General features: G+C 38.8%; 20 protein-coding genes. 5 read left to right on the forward strand and 15 right to left on the reverse strand.

The features are described 5' to 3' along the window. Positions 1 to 16 precede the first annotated feature (16 nt). The 10 genes from AC3ZVC_RS19695 to AC3ZVC_RS19740 all read right to left on the reverse strand — a co-directional run bounded on the left by AC3ZVC_RS19695 (position 17) and on the right by AC3ZVC_RS19740 (position 9,645). Positions 17 to 967 carry a hydroxyacid dehydrogenase gene (locus AC3ZVC_RS19695; RefSeq protein WP_490064878.1) on the reverse strand — a complete coding sequence of 317 codons (951 nt, stop codon included), beginning with the start codon at positions 965 to 967 and terminating at the stop codon, positions 17 to 19. Positions 968 to 1,121: 154 nt separating this feature from the next. Beyond that, the gene (locus tag AC3ZVC_RS19700; protein ID WP_490064879.1) at positions 1,122 to 1,685 is read right to left on the reverse strand and encodes a thiamine pyrophosphate-dependent enzyme; all 564 of its coding nucleotides are present in this window, start codon (positions 1,683 to 1,685) and stop codon (positions 1,122 to 1,124) included. Further along, the gene (locus AC3ZVC_RS19705) at positions 1,682 to 2,206 is read right to left on the reverse strand and encodes a thiamine pyrophosphate-binding protein (protein ID WP_490064880.1); all 525 of its coding nucleotides are present in this window, start codon (positions 2,204 to 2,206) and stop codon (positions 1,682 to 1,684) included. Before AC3ZVC_RS19705 ends, AC3ZVC_RS19700 begins: the two co-directional genes overlap by 4 nt. Before the next feature lie 12 nt (positions 2,207 to 2,218). Continuing rightward, a complete protein-coding gene (locus AC3ZVC_RS19710; RefSeq protein WP_490064881.1) occupies positions 2,219 to 2,989 on the reverse strand; it encodes an RraA family protein in 771 nt (256 codons plus the stop codon). Between the two features lie 88 nt (positions 2,990 to 3,077). Continuing rightward, the gene (locus tag AC3ZVC_RS19715; protein WP_490064882.1) at positions 3,078 to 4,106 is read right to left on the reverse strand and encodes a TAXI family TRAP transporter solute-binding subunit; all 1,029 of its coding nucleotides are present in this window, start codon (positions 4,104 to 4,106) and stop codon (positions 3,078 to 3,080) included. Positions 4,107 to 4,246: 140 nt separating this feature from the next. After that, the gene (locus AC3ZVC_RS19720; RefSeq protein ID WP_490064883.1) at positions 4,247 to 5,641 is read right to left on the reverse strand and encodes a hypothetical protein; all 1,395 of its coding nucleotides are present in this window, start codon (positions 5,639 to 5,641) and stop codon (positions 4,247 to 4,249) included. Next, complete coding sequence (locus AC3ZVC_RS19725) at positions 5,629 to 7,122, reverse strand: acetate--CoA ligase family protein (protein ID WP_490064884.1); 1,494 nt, start codon at positions 7,120 to 7,122, stop codon at positions 5,629 to 5,631. Before AC3ZVC_RS19725 ends, AC3ZVC_RS19720 begins: the two co-directional genes overlap by 13 nt. Further along, positions 7,119 to 7,847, reverse strand: coding sequence for an acetate--CoA ligase family protein (locus AC3ZVC_RS19730; protein ID WP_490064885.1), 729 nt, complete (start codon positions 7,845 to 7,847; stop codon positions 7,119 to 7,121). Before AC3ZVC_RS19730 ends, AC3ZVC_RS19725 begins: the two co-directional genes overlap by 4 nt. A gap of 105 nt (positions 7,848 to 7,952) precedes the next feature. Continuing rightward, a complete protein-coding gene (locus AC3ZVC_RS19735; protein ID WP_490064886.1) occupies positions 7,953 to 9,209 on the reverse strand; it encodes an acyl-CoA dehydrogenase family protein in 1,257 nt (418 codons plus the stop codon). Beyond that, complete coding sequence (locus tag AC3ZVC_RS19740) at positions 9,202 to 9,645, reverse strand: VOC family protein (protein WP_490064887.1); 444 nt, start codon at positions 9,643 to 9,645, stop codon at positions 9,202 to 9,204. The genes AC3ZVC_RS19735 and AC3ZVC_RS19740 overlap by 8 nt, the downstream gene beginning before the upstream one ends. A gap of 181 nt (positions 9,646 to 9,826) precedes the next feature. Here AC3ZVC_RS19740 and AC3ZVC_RS19745 point away from each other — a divergent pair, with 181 nt between their 5' ends. After that, positions 9,827 to 11,050, forward strand: a complete 1,224-nt coding sequence (locus tag AC3ZVC_RS19745) for an MFS transporter (protein ID WP_490064888.1) — start codon at positions 9,827 to 9,829, stop codon at positions 11,048 to 11,050. Positions 11,051 to 11,083: 33 nt separating this feature from the next. Here AC3ZVC_RS19745 and AC3ZVC_RS19750 read toward each other — a convergent pair whose 3' ends face one another. The 4 genes from AC3ZVC_RS19750 to AC3ZVC_RS19765 all read right to left on the reverse strand — a co-directional run bounded on the left by AC3ZVC_RS19750 (position 11,084) and on the right by AC3ZVC_RS19765 (position 16,332). After that, on the reverse strand, positions 11,084 to 12,421 hold the full coding sequence (locus tag AC3ZVC_RS19750) for an SLC13 family permease (RefSeq protein ID WP_490064889.1): 1,338 nt from the start codon (positions 12,419 to 12,421) through the stop codon (positions 11,084 to 11,086). 597 nt (positions 12,422 to 13,018) lie between these two features. Further along, positions 13,019 to 13,495, reverse strand: a complete 477-nt coding sequence (locus AC3ZVC_RS19755; RefSeq protein ID WP_490064890.1) for an S-Ena type endospore appendage — start codon at positions 13,493 to 13,495, stop codon at positions 13,019 to 13,021. Between the two features lie 612 nt (positions 13,496 to 14,107). Next, positions 14,108 to 14,692 (reverse strand): hypothetical protein, encoded by a 585-nt coding sequence (locus AC3ZVC_RS19760; RefSeq protein WP_490064891.1) that lies wholly within the window; start codon positions 14,690 to 14,692, stop codon positions 14,108 to 14,110. Positions 14,693 to 14,799: 107 nt separating this feature from the next. Then, the gene (locus tag AC3ZVC_RS19765; protein WP_490064892.1) at positions 14,800 to 16,332 is read right to left on the reverse strand and encodes a DHA2 family efflux MFS transporter permease subunit; all 1,533 of its coding nucleotides are present in this window, start codon (positions 16,330 to 16,332) and stop codon (positions 14,800 to 14,802) included. 187 nt (positions 16,333 to 16,519) lie between these two features. Between AC3ZVC_RS19765 and AC3ZVC_RS19770 the strand changes: the two genes are divergently transcribed. Both AC3ZVC_RS19770 and AC3ZVC_RS19775 read left to right on the forward strand, forming a co-directional pair. Continuing rightward, positions 16,520 to 17,419 (forward strand): TetR/AcrR family transcriptional regulator, encoded by a 900-nt coding sequence (locus tag AC3ZVC_RS19770; RefSeq protein ID WP_490064893.1) that lies wholly within the window; start codon positions 16,520 to 16,522, stop codon positions 17,417 to 17,419. Positions 17,420 to 17,562: 143 nt separating this feature from the next. Further along, on the forward strand, positions 17,563 to 19,053 hold the full coding sequence (locus AC3ZVC_RS19775; protein WP_490064894.1) for a spore germination protein: 1,491 nt from the start codon (positions 17,563 to 17,565) through the stop codon (positions 19,051 to 19,053). A gap of 44 nt (positions 19,054 to 19,097) precedes the next feature. Here the strand turns inward: AC3ZVC_RS19775 and AC3ZVC_RS19780 are convergent, their stop codons facing one another. Then, positions 19,098 to 20,519, reverse strand: coding sequence for an FMN-binding glutamate synthase family protein (locus AC3ZVC_RS19780; RefSeq protein ID WP_490064895.1), 1,422 nt, complete (start codon positions 20,517 to 20,519; stop codon positions 19,098 to 19,100). A gap of 271 nt (positions 20,520 to 20,790) precedes the next feature. Between AC3ZVC_RS19780 and AC3ZVC_RS19785 the strand changes: the two genes are divergently transcribed. Next, positions 20,791 to 21,480: a YqjF family protein gene (locus tag AC3ZVC_RS19785; protein WP_490068969.1), complete on the forward strand. Its 690-nt coding sequence runs from the start codon at positions 20,791 to 20,793 to the stop codon at positions 21,478 to 21,480. 91 nt (positions 21,481 to 21,571) lie between these two features. Further along, entirely contained in the window at positions 21,572 to 21,730 is a 159-nt protein-coding gene (locus AC3ZVC_RS19790; protein ID WP_490064896.1) for a hypothetical protein, read from the forward strand. Positions 21,731 to 21,741 lie beyond the last annotated feature (11 nt).

A 21,741-nucleotide genomic window follows, 5' to 3' on the forward strand; every position in this document is an offset into this window, starting at 1 on the left:
GCCTCCTTTCATTTAATCAGGCACCGGGGGTAATGGCATCCACTTCGACCTTGAGATATTCAAGGCATTCAATTACAACTCTTTTGCCCGCCCTGCTCAATGCGTCATATGTCAGCCCAGCAATGTGCGGGGTTGCAATAAAGTTATCAAGGGAAAATAATGGTGAATGGTAGCAAGGTTCTGATTCCTGAACGTCAAGTCCTGCGAAACGCAGGTGATTATTACTTAAAAATTTATATAATGCATCTTCATCAATAATCCCGCCTCGCCCAGCGTTTAGCAGTACGGCATCCTTTTTCATCTTTTGCATTTCTTCTTCGCCAATCATATGAAAAGTTTCATCTGTAAGGGGAGCATGGATTGTTACAACATCCGATTGTGCCAGCAGTTCTTCAAGAGACACTAATTTTGCTCCGCCAGCTTGTGCTTCTTTTTCATCAATGTATGGATCATATGCCAATACTTTCATATTAAAACCATTCTTCAAAATAGCACTTACGTTTTTTCCAATATTTCCAAATCCAATAATCCCAACTGTTTTGCCGTATAGTTCCAAAGCAGAAGTGAATCCATGTTTATTCCAGATAGACTCTTTCATTTGCTGATAGGCAAGAAGGATATGCCTCATTCCACACAAGAGCAGAGAAACAGTATGTTCTGCCACAGATGCCGAGTTGACGCCTGGCAGATTTATTAACTTGATCCCTTTTGAAGCTATGTAGTCCTGATCAAACTGATCAAGTCCGACAGATGCAATTCCTATTACTTTTAGCTTTCCGCTGTTTTCCAATAATGGTTTCTCAATTCTGCCTGTTAAATGGGTTGCACGGCCAAGCAATATATCATAATTCCCTACTATGGCAGCCAGTTCCTCCTGTGATAGACCGTGTTTAATGTCTACTTCACAATATTGTTTTAAAAGGGTGATACCCTCCTCATGAATGTGGTCTATGACTAACGCTTTCATTTATATCCCCCTCTATATTATGTTTTTCGAAGTTTTCTAAAAAAATATTCTGAATTCCTATTTTACATTTGGAGCCATGAGTTTTATGATTAAAATACAATCTGTTAAGACTGTATAGAGAACGTCACTTCCCTATACAGTTTTTTATTTTCTATTAATTTAAGAAGCTCGAAAATTTATACGACAGTACAGCAGGATCGTCATTTATAAAAGGATTCTTTTGATTCTCCTGATTAATTTTTGCATGTATTACAATAGGTCCATCCTCTTCGATGGAATTCTGAACCGCCTTTTCAAAGTCCTCTGCATTATCTGTCTGAATCGTTTTTAAATTAAAACCTTCTGCTACTTTAGCTATATCAATGCGGCTGGCCAAAGAGCATTGCCCTCCGGTCGATGCAAAGCATTCATTATCAAAAACAATCAGCATCCATTTGCGCGGGTTCAAATAGCTTGCTGATGCCAAAGAATTGGGGTTCATTAGAACGCCGCCATCCCCTTCTATGCCAATACACTTTTTAAATCCTTTCTTTTCTAAAGTCAAGCTGACACCTATTGCAACAGATGGAGTTAAGCCCATGGTGTCCACCATATATAAATGGTTATCCCGTCTTCCAAGACTTGCCCACTCTCTCGAAGTATTCCCGCAAGAAGAAATTACAGGTATATTCTCTGTATATTTAAACAGGATTTTAAGAGCATCCAGTCTGGACATCATTGTTCCGCACCCCCTTTAATATTGAACATAACAATAATCGGACGATGTGTATCCTTGGCGTACTTAGCCCCTTGCTTAATGGCTGTACTCCATTCTTTCAAGGGAACACGATAATCAAGTTTAAACGTTTTAATTCCTGCTGCATCCAAAATCTCCGGCAGAGGTTCTGAAAACAAATTAACTGCCGAATTAATCTCACCGAATCCGCCTCTGCGAGTAACCAAAATAAGCATAGGAACATGATAGGCCTGGGCAAACGTGGTTATGGCCAGAAGTGAATTCCCGATACCGGTATCCTGGATAAGCATTATTGGAAATTGTCCGCCTAAACTGATCCCTGACGCAATTCCTATTCCATCCTCTTCCCGGCTGATTGGGAACGAAGTTATTCCATTCGAGTTCTCAAAGTGTTCAATAACCTTGCCAATCGTGCTGCATGGCAAAGTCAGCAAGTAATCAGCCCCTGTGTCTTCAATCCCTTTAATGATTTCTTCACATGCTAAATCCTGAAATGCTGACATGTTAATCCCCCTTTACCATTTGCTTGGCGGCAGGATGCTGGTTATTTCTTCAATTGATGCGCCGCTTTCAAAAAGCCTCACTACTTCATCTTCTCTTTTGGTGGCATTAATCGTCTTCTCTAAAACTTCTTCTGCTTTGGTTCCTGGAACTACCACAACCCCACTGTCATCGGCAATAACCAAATCACCTGGATTTACCCTGACACCTGCGATTGAAATGGGCCCATTGATTTCCATTGCCTCTACTCGATACTTTCCTGTAATTGGAGTTTGGCCAGTACTCCAGACCGGATAATCCAATTTACGAACGGTATCAACATCTCTTACACCGCCATCTACTATATTCCCTGCCATTCCCCATTGTTTTGCAACGAGGGTTGATAGTCCTCCCATTACAGATACATCTCCCAGCGCAGCTGCATCGAATACTGCTACATCTCCCTTTTCTGCAACGGCATATACGTCTCTGTCCGCAAGCTTTGCCCGTTCCATATTGTAATAACCATGATCGGGAGTGTTACTTTCAGGAATATAGCGGATGGTAACGGCAGGACCGACTATCTTTTTGCCTGTTATAATGGGGCGCAGCCTGCTTGCTGAAATGGCCCCTTTAATGCCCATGGAATCAAGAACATCTGAAACTGTAGGCGTAAGTCCATCCAATTCCATAAAAGCTTCTATAATTTCCCGGGAAGGCCTTGTAAATTCCACTTTTACGATTCTTTCTGGCGGTATCAGACCCATTAATTTATCTTTATACTTTTCCAATTCGGCTGTCTTCATTTAGCAGCTGCCTCCTTTTGCTTAAGTAACAATATAACTCTATCGATTCAGACTCGACCGATAGAGTTATATTGGTGTTCATACTAATTTACTTAAGAATACCCTTCTCTTTGTAGAACTTTTCAGCACCAGGATGAATTGGAATACCCGAAGTTCCTTCTAATGCCTTTTCAATATCAAACTGTTCGATTACAGCGTGAGATCCTTTTAACTCCTCCATGCCTTCCCAAAGAGTCTTGACAAGATCATATGCAACTTCATCGGGCATATCTGCTGTTGCTACAAGGAAGTTATTTTGGGCAACAGACAGCACATCTTCCGGCTGGTTTTCATAGCTGTTTGCTTTAATTGTATATTCCATTGTCCAAGGGTATTTCTCTTTTAGATAGTCAACAGCTTCCTGAGTATAAGGAAGCAGTTCGCCATTAGCGGTTGCCAGCATTTCAGTAACAGCGGATGTTGGAACCCCAGCCATGACCATTGCAACATCTGTTTGCTTATTTCTCATCAAGTCGGTTGCTTCTGTAAACCCAACGAAATCTTTGCCTAACCCTTCATAATCCACGTCATAAGCTTCCATTGCACGCTGGGTTTCAATTTCAGTTGCACTTCCAGTCGCACCTGGAACGATCTTTTTCCCTGCAACATCAGCAATTGTTTCGATACCCGCACCTTTTCTTGCTACCAGATGATTGACGTTTGGATATAGACCAGCCAATATGCGTACATTTTCAACTTTATTTCCATCAAATGAGGCCTCTCCGTTAAATCCCTCATATAGAGTCCCTGTTGGTGTTAAAGCAACTTGAGCCTCACCCTGCTTAATGAAAATCAGGTTTTGAACACTTCCGTTTGTTGCCTGGGAGGATGCTTGAACATAATCCAGTTTCTTATTCCAGAAGTCAGAGAAAATAGCTCCTAGCGGATAATAAGTTCCAGTAGTTGTTCCCGTAGCAAACATGATGGAATAGTTATCCGGTTTTCCAGATGATCCTGAATCTGATCCAGAACCCGAACTTGAATCGGAATTCCCTCCGCCTCCAGTACTGCTTGAGCTGCACCCGATTAACGCAAAAGCCATCAATGCAATGATAAAAATTGATAAAAGTTTTTTCATCTCTCTTTCTCCCCTCGTTTATTAGTTTGGTGTCATATTCATTATTAAAAAAATGGCTCGAATATTACTTCTTATAATCACCTCCCTAAAGTAATAGGAACCTTGATACCGCTTTCAAAAAAATGGGATGTTCCCCTTTTCTAAACAAACATGTTTATCAAATAGATTGATACGGATGATACTAGGATGACAGAAATGGCATATTTAATATTCCAAATCCCTATTTCAAAGGGTTTTGTCTTAAACAATGCAGATGCAAGCAAGTTTGCTGCAGAAACGGGCGATAAAAGCGGAGTTATACCCCAGCTTATTACCAGGATTAAAACGTATAGTTCAGGCTTTAATCCAATGACATCAGGGGATAGCGTAGTCGCAAAAATTGAGATGGGAAGCACTTGGTGTATGAAAAAAGATGATATAACACAAGTCAAGATGATGGTTATAACCGTTAGAATAAGAGAGATCTCGCTTATGCTGGAAAATAAGGATGATAAGTAAGCAGGAAATTCTGTCAGCAAAACCATCTGGGAAAAAAATGTTGCTGAAATAATCATGATGGACTCTGTATGGACATTGGGGGCAACTTCCGTAAAATAATTCTTTAAGGATAATGCAAACTCCTTTATTTTATTTATGGCTAAAGACCAAATGATTGAATATGAGATTGCCAGTATGGAAATTAGTAAAAGCACATTATAATGAAGCCATTTTTCCAGGAAGAATAATGCCAGGAATAAACCAATAAACGCAATAATTAATTCAATTCCTCTTTTATGCTCTACCTTTTTTGTTTGCTTCTTGCTTCCATCTTCCTCCAGACTGACAGCAACATAGGGAGCTGAATTTGTCGATACCTCTTTGGATAGGTACCTTAAATTAATCACTACAGATGTCAGGTAGCAAATGATGACCATTACGAGGCCATATCCAAAAAATGATACAAAGCTAACACCGACAAGGTGCAGGATAATCGCCACACCCGCAAAGTACGGTGACCAAAAGGCTGCCAGTGAAAATCCCTGAACAAGGCTTCTTACAAATACTTTGTTTAAATACTTGAATCGTACTGAAAATAAATCATACATAACTCTTAGCGAACCTAAGTTTAAAAACGAACTGACAATACAGGTTATCGCTGTTACAAAGGCAATCCTTTTCATATCTTTTTTCAAGAAGTTCACCACAAAGTAATCCATGTACTCTATATATCCCCCATTTTTTAAGGGGTAGGATAACAAAGGGACTGTGATAAATAATGAAACCAAAGCGACATTGTTAAGAATGGAGGCAATCCAGTATTCAACATTTCCGCCATATAAGAAAAAGATCATATTGCCAAAAACGAGAAGTGCTGCGCTCATTACTTTTGGAAACACAGCCATCCATGGCAATGATATTAAAAATGCGATAACCACCAAAGATACTAGGAAAAGATCCAAAGGCAGCGAGAAAAAAGAGTAAAGCATATAGGACAATGCCAATGTTAATAAAATAACACCCCTTGTTAATATTAAAACCGGCATTAAGTGCTGCATAACTTCACGACCTTAACTATTTGAAATTTCCTCTTTATGAATGGCAAAAAAGAAGTCGCTGTATTCCTCTTTTTTTCTTCCCACTCTTCCAAAAAAGACATATGCTGCTGAACGGCAGCCAGAGATTTTACAGCTCTCTCGGCACTTGGGTATAAAGGGATTTTTGCCTGACGGAGTTTGTGCATCCCATCCTTTGCTAATGATTCTGCAATTGTCCAGGCGACGTACATCGGTTTTTCAGTCTCTTTTGAAAGCTCTATGATATCTTCTGCTACTTTAGTAGCGATTGACCCGCCAATCGTTGTTAGCATAAGTACAAGGCCGTCAATATTTTCATCTTGGATAAAAACTTCCAAACTCTTTTTAAATGATTCAGGATCATTTAAGATTTGAGCGGTTGTGTCAAATGGATTCTGAGGGGTAGAAAAATCGGGTGAAATTTCTGTTAACGTTTTAATACTTGCATTTGAAAGTTCAGGGACCTCTAATCCATATTTGACGCACTGATCAGTGACAATCGTGCACGCTCCGCCGGAAGTCGAGATAATCCCTATCCGGCTGCTTTTCAATTTATTTGGTGAATCAAAGGCGATGGCATAATCAAATAAATCGTCCAGATCTTCTGCATTAATTGCTCCGAATTGTTTAAAAACGGCTTTATATACTTCATGATTTCCGGCAAGTACACCGGTATGGGACTTAACTGACATTTGGCCAATTTCGCTTCTGCCGTTTTTATAGATAATGACAGGCTTTTTTTTGTTAGCTGCTTTAGCCAATGCCGACTTAAAGGTTTTTCCATCTGCTAAGCCTTCAAGGAAAATGCAAATCGTGCCAGTGGATGGATCATCAACTGCATATTCAAGATAATCGGAAGCATTCAAATCGGCTTCATTACCCGAACTAATCCATTTATTGATTCCTATCTGTTTTTCCCACCCCTGGCTTAGCATTGCACCGCCGATAGCTCCACTTTGAGTTATATAGGATATTCTCCCACCCATTGGAATTTCTTTGCTCGTCATAGCCATGCTAAAGCTGGCAAATACCCTATTATTTACATTTGCAATCCCAATGGTATTTGGGCCGCAAATTCGTATATTGTTTTTCCTGGCAAAAGCTATGATTTCCTTCTGCAGCAATTCTCCACTTTTGCCAATTTCCGCAAACCCTGAAGCATGGATCATTACCATCTTAATTTCTTTTAAGGCACAATCTTTCAATGCTCCCATGAGTAGCCGAGGCGCAATTAAAAGACAGGCAAGATCTGGAGTTTCGGGGATCTCTGCAATTGATTTATAGCTGGTTAATCCTTGAATTTCTCCCCCTTTGGGATTTACCGGGTAAATTTCACCCTGGTATTGGTGTTTAAGTAAATGCTCAATCAATCTTCCGCCATGCTTCTGAACATTGTGCGATGCCCCTACAACAGCTATTGATGAAGGATTAAGCAATTTTTCAATTACCTTATAATTACTCAACTGGCTGCCACCTCCGTTATTCTATGATCAAGAATTATACGGGCATCCAGTGCAATGGCACCTTTCCCTTGCTCATGGACAATCACAGGATTTAATTCAAGTTCTGAAATTTCAGGGAAATCAGAGGATAATTCTTCCACTTTTTTTATGATGGCCTTTAAGCTTGATAAATCAGCAGGCAAAGTACCCCTAAACCCTCTGAGTATTTTGTTCGCCTGAATTTCAGTAAACATGTTATCGATATCCTTTTCTGCTAAAGGCAGTACTTTTAAAGTTACATCTTTAAGTACTTCAACAAATATACCGCCTGCCCCAAATAATAGGACTGGACCAAAAACATCATCGCGGTTCATGCCTATAATAACTTCTTTATCGCCGCTTACCATTTGCTGAATGGATACCCCTATTATTTTCGCATCTGAATTATATTCATTTGCATTTATCATAATCTCTTTATAAGCATTTCTCAGTTGCTGCTCATCTTGGATATTAAGAAATACACCTTTAGCATCAGACTTATGAACGATGTCAGGCGAAACAATTTTTAACACTAAAGGAAAACCGATATATTTTGCCTGCTCTACGGCTTCATCAGCAGATCTTGCCAGTCGAAAATCCGGAACTTGAATTCCTATATGCCGAAGAATTTGTTTCGACTCTATCTCCGTAAGAACTGCTCTTTTTTCTTCCTTTGAAATGTTAATAATTTGCTGTATAGCTGTCATAAAGGATATCCTTTCTAATCATTAATAAAATTGAAATTCTATTATTTTCGTTTTGCTCTTGGGAAAACTATACTCTCTTTTAATAAAGAGCAGCTATTTACCGATTCATAGACGTACTTTTTTCTCATCTGTAATATCGCTGCTTAGTGCAAACCTTCGTTCAATATGATGCCTGTTTGCATTTTTTATTCCTAAAGCATCATTAGCAATGAGGATTCGCTGAATATTAGCAGAACCTTCACCGAAATGAAGCATATTTGCGTAATTTACATATTTCATAATTGGGTATTCATCTGATATGCCATTGCCTCCAAAGATTTCTAAAGCATTCCTGGAGACTTTGGCAGCTACTTCTGAGGCAAAATATTTTGCATAAGAGCTTTCCCTTGTAGCCGTTTCTCCTTTGTCCTTCAAGTATGCACTTCTGTAGGTTTGGAGTCTCGCTGCATCTGTTTCCACAACCATGTCTGCAATCAAATGCTTGATCATCTGGTATTCTCCAATCGGGTTCCCGCCTACTATTCTTTCATTACAGTATTTAATAGATTCATCTACACACCCCTGGGCAATGCCAACAAGACGGGATGAGACAGTAAGCCTGCCGTAATCCAGTGCATTCATTGCAATTTTAAATCCTTCGCCTTCTTTCCCAAGAAGATTTTCTTTCGGGATTCGGTAATCCTCTAAAAATACTTCGCAGCTTCTCATCATGTGGCCCAAAGAGCTAATCTCTATGGGTTTGGCGGTAAAACCAGGGCGGTTTGTTTCAATAATAAATGCTGAGATCCCTTTGTGGCCTGCTTTCATATCCGTTTTAGCAAAAAGGACTCCCACATCTGCTTCGTTCGCAAAAGTAATCCATGTCTTAGAACCATTGATTACATATTCATCGCCATCCAATCGTGCAGTCGTCTTCATGGATCCGGCTGGGTCAGACCCCCCTCCTGACTCTGTAAGAGCAAACATACCAATGAGATTTGCTTTTATTAAATCGGGGACATATTTCTTGATTTGTTCCTCTGTCCCCCAATTTAAAATTGTGAAAGGACAAGTCATCGCCTGCATATTGAAAGCGTATCCAAAAGAAGGATGGGCTTTGGAGATTTCCTCTGCAATAATGGCTAAGTTCAGAAAACCCATTTCAGATCCGCCATACTTTTCCGGAAAACAGGCTCCAAATAATCCTGCTGCCCCCATTTTCTGTAATATTTCCTTCGGGAATCTTCTTTCTTGCTCAAAATATTTTACATTCTCTAAAATCTCCTTTTCAGCAATGGCTTTTGCCATGTTTTTCACTTGTAAATTTTCATTGCTTAATTCAAAATTCATATAATCAAACCTTTCTATAAGTCTTTTATTCATCTCCAAGAATCTCAATTCTCTTTTCTAATGAATCTTTATATGGCTGCTCCCATTCTATTAGCTGCATCAGCAAGCCAAGTGAGCTTTTTGGATGGGTGAAAAACTCCTTCTTTACTCCATGACTTTCTTTAGAACCGATTATGTTGACTTCATTTTTCAGCAAGCTGTTATGTAACTCTTCGGAGTCTTCAATTTTTAATGCGATATGATGCAAGCCTTCTCCTTTCTTTTCCAGGAATTTGTAAACATCCCCCTCGGAACTCAAAGGTGTTTCAAAGCCAATTATCACTTCTCCCAATAAAAAATACGCAGCACGGGTATTTTGTTCCGGCAAATCTAATTCTTTTATAAATTTCCCTTTAAAAATGGTGGAAAAGAGCTGCTTGCTTTTTTCCAGATCTTTCACAGCGAAAACAATATGATCTATATTACCCAATATTAAAGCACTTCCTTATGAAAACATCGTGATTTGAGTTAGAATTTTTAGAATGTTTGAAATTAACTTTGTTTTTATATTATTATATATATAAATATAATTCAAGATTATATAGATATTTTCTAAAATTTAATTGATACTTGTTAATTGTTCGATTTTTCTTCAAGAAAGGACGGATCTTGTGAGGAAAGGAAAACTTGCAGCCTACCCAAAGATAACTTTGTTTAATCCGCTTTTTGCCCAGACAATATCAGCTTTTGGAGTTTTAACATTACCCCCGCTGTCGAGTTTCATTGTTATGGATATGGAGCTTTCTGCCTTTTTCATGGGTTTATTAATGGCTTCCTTTTATCTGGGCTGTATTATTTTTTCATTTTTCACAGGTCAAATAATCTATTTTTTAGGAATACAAAAATCGATTGTTTTTTCACTCTTAATTATCGGAATCTTCATCATGTTGAGCACACTCACCCATTCTGTTTGGACCATGCTGTTCTTATTGGCAATTGCCGGTATGGGCTACAGTTTAATTAATCCTGCTATAAATCTATTGATCACAAAGGAATTTCCAATGGAAGTACGCGGTTTTGTCATGAGTGTAAAGCAAATGGGGGTAACATTAGGAGGAGTATTAACAGCCTTATTGCTTCCGAAGCTTGCCTTTGTTTTTAATTGGAGAATTTCACTTTTTATTGGAGGTGCACTTGTGGCGTGCCTCTCACTATATTTCTTGCATATTCTTAAAGACTATCCTGCAAGTTCTGATAGGGGAGACAGTCAGAGCCACTTGAAAAATATAAGGGTTTTCTTTAAAAATTCCAGGCTTGTACGATTAAGCATCCTATCTTTTTTCTTTGTAGGTGCCCAATTTTCTTATTTTATGTATCTGGTCCTGTTCTTAAATTTAGATTTAAAATATTCTGTAGCTGCTTCCAGTGTTTTGCTTGCCCTCTCCCAAGCTTCAGGTGCAATCGGGAGAGTGATTTGGGGTGCAGCAAGCGATCGTATTGGTGATAAACGAAAAATACTTACCTTGATAGGTACTCTTTCATCAGGTTCTCTTGTATTGTTATCCCTCACCCCTTTCTTTACGATCCCATCCATTTTAATAGTACTGCTAACTATTCTTCTTGGCTTTACGATAAGCGGATGGAATGGGATATATCAAGCCGCAATTATAGAATATGGCGGAGAGCAAACGGCAGCAGTATCCAGCGGTGTTAGTTTGACTTTTACATATTTGGGAATATTTTTATTTCCGCTCTTTTTTGGATGGACAAAAGATACTTTTTCAAGCTTTAGTATTTCCTGGGTCATCGTTTCTATCTGTTTGATTGTTTCCACCTTTATGATCCATAAAGAAAAAAACACTCCTTCAGTAAAACCAAGTACATTCGCTGGATAAATTTTCAAAACCAGAAGTCAACGGTATATAAAATTAGGCACCAACCAGCTTCCAATAAGGCAAAATTAATATATACACTTCTATAAGCAGCATGATTAATAAAAATAGTCCCATATTAAAAACATCTTTTGGTGAAATTACACTTCGGTCATAAACCATTAGAAGCGGTGTAGATTGGGCAGGATAAAACTTTATGCAGTCGACTGTTATTGCAGCCAGCAATCCAAAAACAACAGGATTCATTTGCAGGTTATGTGCGAGCCCAATGTATAAAGGAACAAGAAATGTGACACATACAGTGATATTTGGAATAAACAGGTTGAAAATAACTGTTGAAACAATACAGCACATAATTAGAACATTCTCTGGCACGCCATTTTTTATATTTTCTGTAATGAAATAGCTTGCCAGATCCAATACTCCATAACGATTTAGAGCTTCAATCAAAGATAGTAATGAACCAATAATGATGGCGTTTTCCCAAATAGTTGATGCTTTAAGATCGTCAAAATTCAAGCTGTCAGTAAAAAGTAAAAGCAATACCAACCCGATTAATGCCGGTACTGCAGGATTAAGCATATGCCACTTATCCGTTACCCATAAAGCTACTATTAGAATAAGAACGGAAAAGATTACCCAATCATCCTTAGCTAAGACATTCTTCATGGCTGGCTTTATAGTGGTGTTAAGAGAGACCTTCTTCAAGTTTTTTACCGGATATCTAAATAAAATATAAAGCAGGCCGGATAGCATCATTACATAATAAGGGAAAGCCATTAAAATAAACCATTCTCCCCAACTGATCCCGCCAATCAAACTTGCTGTAACAATTGCAGACATCCCCCCCGTTAGGAAAGCTGAGGAAGCCATTGGATTTATGAGCCCCAGCATCAAGTATATTCTTTTCCCTTCCCAAAGACGTTCATTATGTATAAAGTTTTTTAATAAGGGGAGCAGCATGGCATTACGAGTAATAGACGAAGGCAGAAGCAAAGAGAGCGGCAAAAAAGAAAGCATTAAAAGAACAGGTACCGGCATTTTGGGATAGTTCAGAACAGCTTTTTCAAATCTAAATAAAAACCAACTTCCAAGACCGGATTTGGAAATGGCAATTCCAATCCCTGTGACAGAAATTAAAAAGAAAATGACCGGCGAATGAAATCCGTAAACGGCTAATGCCTGTTCCTCAATTGGAGAAAGAAGAAATAAAAGAATAATAATACCAAAGCCGGTTATAACGGGAGGGATTGCTTCTGTTATAAACAATAAAACCGATAATAGCACTATAATCATGAATGAGTATGGCTCACTTACTAAAAATGATATTAATAGTAGCACAAAGATCAGAGAAGGCATGATTGCTTTGTACAATTAACTCCCCCCTTTAATACCAATTAATATTCGCTTTAATAATATATGATCGTCCTTCCTTTCAAAGCCGTTTTTCGTTGATTTCACTTAAAGAACCTTTTTTGTTTAACCTGTCAGATTCAGAAACTATTATAGGAAAGAAGATAACACGCCAACCACTGTCAAGGCCGCCCTGTTCCCCTTTTCCTTTTATATTTGGCATTCAATTAAAAAGAAGTCCAGAAGATTCTCCTCCCTTCCGGACTTCAATTGGCTATTTTAAAGTCATTGTTGATATTGACACCCTGTTGATTGGAGCAGCAGGCACGCGATACTCGAAAATGCATTCGCATTTTCTTCGTACAGTCCTACAACTGGATTTCAAATGAAGTCCAAATAGCATCTGTAACAACCCCAGGATTGCTGGCAGAGTTGAATATCTCGAAAGCACCTTCAAAATATTCACCTTCTGGCGCTTACCATACCATTAGACGGTGATGCCTTCTGTTCTGCCATTGCAATTCCCGAAAATTTCCTACTGGAAAATATCTTCAGTAGGACAACAGGCATTATTTGATCCCGATGAGCATCACATCGTTTTTCTCCTTTCAATAGCTATTAACATTCTTTTTCAAAATGCAGAGAAAGGCAATAGGTTCCTCTGCATATATCACCTTCATTACCTTCACAATTAAATGAGAGACTTGCAATATTACCAATTGTCATTGATTTTGTCTGACCTCTGGCTACAGTAAATAATTCACCTAAAGTACCTCCCCCGTTCACAGCTGCACTAACGACTATATCGCAATTACCTTTGTTAAAAACTGAAAGGCTTGCAGATGGAAGGTCGCTAAGGTCCATCGCACTCCAATATTCTTCAGGTCCTTCCCCACAGCTTTGTTCTATATTTCCGCAGATATTGTCATGAATAATTTCTTTTTTCTTGGCAGGAGGTGGCGGTGGCGGCGGTGGCTTCGGGTGATGGTCGTCTCCATGTCCAGGGTGATCATCTGGCGGAAAGTTCGGTGGATTATAACCGGAATTACATCGGCATAAATCCGATCGAAAACCACAATATGGGCAAAAATCCATAATTAATCACATCCTTATAATAGTTTCTATACTATTTTATTAGCCATAGGGACAAGGTGCCTGTGCTTTTAACTGTGTTTATGTGATAAGTTTAATTCACACTTGACAAATCGGATTAATAAGAATTAAAATTGTAATAACAAAGCTCTGTTAAATTTGCCTGTTGATTTCCGCTGCAGGCACTCCCGCAGGAGTCTCGTGCCTTTCGCTCCAATCAACAGGGGTGCTAAAAACAACAAAAAGCTTTAACAGAGCCAAAAAACCAAGGAGGGTTAAAATAATGCCATTGAATAGAGAAACTTTAATTAATAAACTGTTATTACTTTCAAAATTCCAGCAAAATCATAATTTATTTCGTTTAAGTGACCGGAAACTGGAAGCTCTGTATCTTGACCATATTTTATATTCCCCTCACCCTCATAGCGGACATCAATCCATTAGGTTAACCGGTAAAAATAGATAAAAAAAAGCCTGCAATGCTGTTGTTTAAGCATTGCAGGCTTTTTTTGTACGAGTAGATTACTTCAATGTCCTATACTTCAATTAAAAATTTACTTGAGGACTCTAAATCGGATACTGTGAATAGTAAATGGTTATCCTTTGATCGCTATATTATTTGCCTCCGACAAAATGCTTTTTTGATATCGTTATAAGAATGAGTGTTAATAAGACTAATAATGAAATAAAAACAATTAAATCCATATGCGTCTTAATTGCCACATTCATTAGCCGGTTTATTTTATGCATAAAAGGTTCTTGTATTGGCTCACTTCTCTGGTCAGAATAGTAAAGATGTGTAACCGTATTACCTCCTAAAACTGGTTCCCAGCCAAATTCGCCTTCTTCAAGCCAAATTTCAATTTCATCATTTATTGAAATGTCCATTCTTTTTCCGCCTGCAAAGCCTTCCTGCCAGGATGGAATATAGATATAGAATACCTCTATAATTTCTCCTAAAGTTTCTGGTGCCTTTATGACTTTTTCGATTTTAAGTTCCATCTTTCTGATTTGCTGGTTAAAATCATCTACAGTTAAATCTTTATGAAAAACATCAGATTTAACGGTGGCGATTATTTGCAAAGGAGCAGCTGCTTTCAATTTCTCAACCTCCGAGGGATCAGGAGCCGACATTATTGCAGAAGGATAATATAAAGAAAAGAGCAAAACCCAGGATAAAGCCACTATGCGCCTAGCCATAAAAGTCCCCCTTTATTTCAATTAGACGTTGGTCAAGCCAGTTCAGTTTCAAGTTCTGATATTTATGAAAAAAAAATAGAGGAAATCCTTAGATTTCCTCTAAACTGTTAGTTCCTTGCAAGTTTTGGCATCACTTTTTCCTGCTTTGTTTCCTCAATAGAATCTTCTGCAGGTTTGGCACGCTTAATGAAGAAAGCAAGAACCAGAGCAACTGCAGCGATAAAAGTTGCTACAAAGAAAGCGTCATTGATTCCACCGAGCATCGCTTTCATTAAAACTTGCTGCTGCATTTCTGCCATTGCGGCTTCGGTCATTTGAGTGCCGCCATTTGCCATAGCTGCTTCTTTGGCTATCTCAGCAGCATGGGTTTCCGTCCTGGTTGACATTACTGTGACCAATAATGCTGTTCCAATTGCACCTGCGACCTGGTTTAATGTATTGTTCATGGCTGTACCATGGGGATACAAGCGTCTTGGTAATTGGTTCAGCCCATTAGTAGAAACAGGCATCATAACCATTGACATACCAAACATCCTTACCGCATTTAGGACGATTAATTGTGAATAGGTGGTTTCCGTCGTTAACCTGCTAAAAACATAGGTAGTAGCAACAATAATGGCTAAACCAACAATTGCTAAGATACGGCCGCCAATTTTATCAAAAAGCCGGCCAGTTATAGGAGACATTATCGCCATGACTAGCGCACCCGGCAGCATCATTAATCCTGCATCCAATGGGGATATCCCGCGGATGGTTTGAACATAAATTGGAATCAGGATCATTCCGGAAAACAGAGCCATATTTACCGTCATCGCAATAGCTGAAGATAATGCAAACATCGGATATTTGTATACCCCAAAATTAAGCATTGGACGGTCGGCTTTTGACTGCCTGACAATAAACCATATTAAAGTAATGACTCCAATCGCAATCGTTAAGTAAACATGCGGGCTATCCCAGCCTTTATTTCCAGCTGAGCTGAATCCATATAGAATTCCGCCGAATCCAATACTTGATAGGGTAAGTGAAAAGATATCCAAACGAATATTTACTTTTTCCTTTTTATCCTTTAATAAAATACCGCCCACCAGGAGAATAACTGCTGCTATGGGCGAAAGGAAGTGGAAAAGCATTCTCCAATCGTAATGCTCAACAATCCAGCCTGATAGAGTCGGCCCAATTGCAGGTGCAAACATTAATATCAGACCAAATACACCCATCGCTGCACCGCGCTTTTCCACCGGAAAGCTAATCAGCATGACATTCATTAAAAGCGGCATCATAATTGCTGAACCTGAAGCCTGCAGCATTCTTCCTGCCAGCAATACTGGGAATACATGAGCAACCCCTGCCACAAGCGTACCAATCGTAAATAAACCCATTGCGACGATAAATAATCTGCGGACAGTGTATTTTTCAATTAAAAAGGCAGTAGCAGGGATTAAAATACCATTAACAAGCATAAATCCGGTGGTCAGCCACTGCACAGTTGCCGCTTCTATTTTCAAGTCTGCCATAATAGAAGGCAATGCAATATTCAATAAAGTATTATTTAAAAAGGCAATAAAAGCCCCTATCATTAAAACAGCCAAAATCCCATAAGGAGGGCGATCTGTTTTAATATTTATATCATGTTCCATTAAATTTTTCCTCCTGTACACTCAGTTCATTCTTTTATACTTACGTTACACATAAAACATATAATATACCATGAGTCCAATTAATGCAATAAAAAAAACCTTGTAAATAGAGGGTTTGTATTAATCAAAAGAATAAGGTACTATAAGATTATACCGATAGTTCAAATATAATGACAGGTGATAACGAATGAATGACAGGAAACAGCTTGTAATTAAGAAAGCACATCAATTATTTCTGGATAAAGGCTTCCAAGCTACATCTATCCAGGATATTTTAGAATACACGGGAATATCAAAAGGAACATTTTACAACTACTTTTCCTCAAAAAATGAACTGCTAATATCTATTTTTAAAACATTGCATAAAAAAATGGAGTATGAGCGAAATCAGCTTCTTATTGGCAAGGATCCGACAAGCATCAAGATTTTTACTATGCAGATTGAGTTTCAAATGAATATGAATCGCTCAAATAATTTAGTCACTCTTTTTGAGGAAGTGCTTGTTTCACACGATCCGGAACTTATGCAGTTTATAAAAGAAGGACAATTAAGAATGGTGCATTGGATTTTTCAGCGGTTTATTGAAATCTTTGGGGAAGAGAAAAAGCCATATTTGCTGGATTGTGCCGTTATGTTTCTCGGGATTCTTCATCATAACGTTAAATTCTATACGAAATTTTTTGATCAGCCCTCCGGCATCAATCATGTGATTCGATATAGTGTGGATCGCATTTCAAAAGTGGTTGAAGAAGTTAGTTCTGCAGGCGAACAGCTGCTAAAACCTGAACTGATAGACAACCGCTTTAACCATTTAAAGCATCATGATCAGGAATTTAAACACAATCTATGTAAAACCATATTCGCTTTGAAAAAATCAGTTCAGCAGCAGGACCAGGCTCATTGCAATGAGCTTTTGGATTTTGTTCAGGAAGAACTGCTGCATTCTAAAAAGCCTAGAAAGTTTTTAATCGATAGTGCTCTTCAGTCCCTGCGGAACTGCCTTGCCTTTTTAGATGAAAAAGAATTTGAATCACTTGTCCAGCTTGCTGCTTTATGTTTTAAACAAACTGAGGAAGAACCCGTCTAATTATTCAAGCCTGCCCGTTTATGGGCAGGCTTTTTTCATGTCTTACAAGAAGACCTGTCTTTTCCCTTTTTCCGCTAAGCATTCATATTCCTTCCAAAAACGGAAACAATAATGAATGATGCCAAACTAACCGGTGATTTCTTATGAAAAAAGTGCTAAAAAAGAAGAGAACCTCTATTGACTTTGTCCTCAGTGATTTGGAACGAATCTTCTCCAAGTCCAATGATTTTAAAAAGGCACCGTATAGCAATAAAAAAACGGGCATAAATTTTTCATTCATTCATTTCAGTACACTTACTGATAAACAAATCATTAGCAGGAGTATCCTCCCCGGACTGCTTCAGGGTGAATTTTCGAAACTGGATGACTTAAAGAAGCTTCTGCCTTCAGCAGACATCCAAATATGTGAGGACCTTTCTGTGGCCGAACAAAAGCTGCTTAATGGCTATGTTATGGTTTTGGTGGACGATGAGGAAGAAAGAGCGGCCTTCATAGCCGCCCAAAAAGAGTTTGTCCGCGAAATTGCTCATGCAGAAGTTGAACATACGGTTATTGGTCCAAAAGAAGCTTTTGTGGAATCTATTGGTCAAAATTTAAATTTAATCAGAAAAAGGCTGCCTATTTCGGAACTTACTATTGAGGAATATTCGATAGGCAGTATCTCTAAAACACCAGTAGCGGTTGTCTACATCGATGGCATAACGAATGAAGATTATGTCAACATGGTAAAGGAGCGCCTGGAAAAGATTGATTTTGATGAAATAACAGACAGTTCCTATATTGCCCAGCTGATATCGGATAACTCAAATTCACCTTTTCCGCAATTATTGGATACTGAAAGACCGGACAGAGCTGCAGCTGTACTGGCGGAGGGTAAGATCGTAATTGTTGTAGATGGTTCTCCCCATGTTTTGATTACACCCACAACCTTTGCAGAATTTTTCAGTTCCTTTGAAGATTATTTTCTAAACTGGATCATAGCATCTTTTGTAAGGATACTCCGGGCGTTTGCTGTAATCTTTTCCATACAAATAACACCTATTTATGTAGCAACGCTTACTTACCATCAAGAAATGATTCCAACTGATTTATTGGGAACATTAGTGTCCTCAAGACAGCATATCCCGCTTCCGCCGTTTTATGAAGCTTTGCTGCTTGAATTGGTTATTGAACTTTTGAGAGAGGCTGGAGCAAGATTGCCAACCAAGGTTGGCCAGACAATCGGTATCGTTGGAGGGATTGTCATTGGGACTGCATCTGTTGAAGCAGGACTAACCAGTAATGTCCTTCTTATTTTCATTGCATTAGCAGCTCTTGCAGCATTTACTACACCTGTTTATAAAATGAACAATACCATCCGGCTTTTAAGATTCCCATTTTTGGTTTTTGCAAATCTTTGGGGGTTAGTGGGTGTATTATTTTGCTCATGCATATTATTAACCCATATGATAAGGCTGACATCACTTGGCAGGCCCTTTTTGCAGCCTTTTTATCCGCCTAGATACCGGGACTTAAAGGACTCCTTTATTAGGTTCCCATTTAACCCGCTTCGGCCAGTATATTTAAGAACACAAAATCCATACCGATTTCCTCAGGAAAAAATAAAAAAAGTAAAAAAGGATATCGATGAATAAGCCTGGCTAAAAGCCAGGCTGTTTATGATTTCGAATTTTGCCGGTTAACTGCTTTCACTTTTGTTCGATTTCTCTTCCCATGGTTCAAAAGTAAATGGGATTCCAATCATTTTAGCTGTTAACTCATCATAGGATACTAAATCTTTTTTGGACAACTCTTGCAGCGACTTCTTCCCCATCGCACGCAAGGCGATTTTAATTTCCTCCGTACTCGCTGTTAAAAATTTCTCTGCTGATTTTACCCCATCTTCTATTTTAAATGTATCTTTAAATTTCCCCTGGTTCCAAACGGCTTGAGTAGGCGGTTCAAAAGGGAGTGAGTTTAGGGTATGCAGATGGGATACAGTAAATAGTATAACGGATCCTAAATAAACAGCATCTGCTCCAAGGGCAAGAACCTTTAGAAAGTGGCCTGGTGTAAAAAGGCCTCCTGAAACAATTAAACTGACTTCTCCCTTCTTTTTTATTTTTTCAAGATGATTGGCAGCCCGAACAACCGCATGCAAAGTAGGGATTCCAAAGTCATCAGCTAAAAGAGGCGGTGCTCCCATAGTGGCTGCCTGTCCTCCATCTACCGCAATGAAATCCACTCCCATTTCTATCAGGTTGTCAATATCTTCTTCGATTTTTCCGCCGGCTCCTATTTTTGCCCCGATTGGCACTCCGCCTGACAGCTTCCTAAGTTCCTCCACCAGTTCCTTCAAATCATTTAAGGTCTGATTTTCAAAATAATGTTCTAATATGTGAGCGACCTCATTCTCCTTAAGGCCCATAATTTCCCTTGCGCGTCCAGTTAAATTCTCCGGCGAAATATTCCCGCCCATTCCAAGCATTGCACCTTGGCCCAGCTTAAGCTCAATCATATCAGCACGTTTGATGACCTCTTCTTCTTTCCCCCATTCGGTTTTTGAAAACTGAAGAATATACTTTCCCGCACTCTCCAGCTCTTCCGGGAGGATTCCGCCTTCCCCTGAATTAATGGCAGTCCCTGTATTCTTCGCTGCTGTAGCGAGTGCTATTTTCACCTGCTCGCTTAAGGCTATACCATAAGCCATTCCGCTGATCATAAACGGAATATTAATGCTCATCGGCTTTTTTGCTTTTGGGCCAATGGTCACCTTAACATCCACATCCTCATCACCATCAATTGGAAAAGGCGAAGTCTGTACAGGGATAAAGGTAATTGGGTCAAAATGAGGCCATTTTTTCGAAGAGCCAAACGGTCTGTGCAGGATATCACCCGTTTCAGCCCGTAGGTTATTTTCAAGTGCATTTTGTACACCCATATGGCGGAATCCAGGGATTATTTCAATTAAGTTTTCCTGATAGCTGTCTGTAAAAATAATTTTCCCGGCAAGCTTCACAATCCGTTTCATGATCCACCGCCAGCCAATAAGCAAGAATAAGAAAATGAAAAATAATAATGAAATCATTCCTAAAATAATTATTTGTAAAATATCAGACATACAAATTTCACCAAATCCTATAATAGTCTTTTGTACTCCATTATTGCCATAGGATGAGAATTTAACCTGTGAATAGGAAATCATTACCTACAAGCAGGAATGTAACTTGTAATCGTTTCTCAGTATTGATATGAATCCTAAGAATATAATAGAAGTAAAGAAACGGTGACCTTTTATATCTGCTAAAGTTTGTGATAAAAGGAGTCTTTAAATGCACTTGCTAAATAACACAGCACATCGCAGTTGGCCCATCCCCTCTAACAATTGGATAATGAGGCAAAGATGGAAAAATTTCCTGTTTTTGCACTGGCCAGTAAAACCGGAGCTTTTAAAAAATTTGATTCCTTCCTCCTTAAAATTAGATACTTTCCAAGGTTACGCATGGGTAGGATATATTGCATTTTTGATGGATGGCATTTACCTCCGCGGAATGCCACAATGGCCTTTGACAAGAAGTTTCCCTGAAATAAATATCAGAACCTATGTACAATATGATGGTAAGCCAGGAATATTCTTTTTATCCATTGATGTGGAAAATTGGGCTTCCTTAAAGATCGCACGGCCTTGGTTTAGGCTCCCTTATCATGAAGCGAACGTTGCGTTTGAAAATAAAGGGACAGCCTATTCTTTTCAAAGTCTGCGCAAAGTAAAGACTAGCCGTCCAATGTCATTCAAAGCTTCATATAAGCCGGTCTCAAATGTATTTTTTCCTGAAGAAGGCACCCTGGACCACTGGCTGACAGAAAGATATTGCCTATATAGTACTGATAATACATCGAAAATCTTTTGCGGCGAAATTCATCATCTGCCCTGGGCGCTCCAAAAGGCGGAATTTGAAATACGGTCCAATACCCTTCTTTCCCCTTTCAATATAGACCTAATAGATACTAACCCAGTTGCCCATTATTCAGCTGGCGTTGAAGCACTTATATGGAATATCCAAAAAGTTAGCGTTGGTTGAGAAAGCTACTTGCATTCTTTTTCCCCGAATAATCTTATAGAAAGTTGTTCAATCTATCAAAAGGGCATTCTTACTGAAATGAGGTGAAAGTGTGAATAATCCTGAATCATATCAACCAAAAAACACTGAAGATCCAAAGCGTACTGAAGGCAGTCTTCTTGAATCTATGATGGAGCCCATGGACCAACTTTCAAAGGTCGCTCCAGAAAATACGGAGAGAAAAACGAATAATATTGAAGAACGAATATAAAGAAGAAAAAC

The organism is Cytobacillus sp. C11.1 (genome assembly GCF_058145115.1).